The organism is Parendozoicomonas sp. 2304DJ65-17, from assembly GCF_058148445.1.
Window position 1 is genome coordinate 1 of record NZ_JBYVJV010000102.1, and the last position, 240, is coordinate 240.

Here is a 240-nt window from a genome sequence, read left to right on the forward strand (position 1 = left end):
AAACAGCTAGTAAGTTTATGAATTCCAAGAATAACAACACAGGTTCATAACAATGAAAGTGCTTATAAACACAATATTTCTTCTCCCTTTTGTATTGGCTTTTACATCTATAAACGCGCAGACGACCTCCTTTGATTGCCCGTGCCCGCACAATATGGCTCATCGCGGAGCGTCTGGGTTGTTTCCTCAGGCGAATACGGTAGCTTTTGATGAAGCGTTGAGTCGGGGCGCCGATATTCT

General features: G+C 43.8%; 1 protein-coding gene. It reads left to right on the forward strand.

The annotated features are described in order from the left end of the window. Window positions 1-52: 52 nt before the first annotated feature. Window positions 53-240: hypothetical protein (locus ACY2RR_RS24675; RefSeq protein WP_490110849.1), on the forward strand; the 188-nt coding region annotated here is incomplete at its 3' end.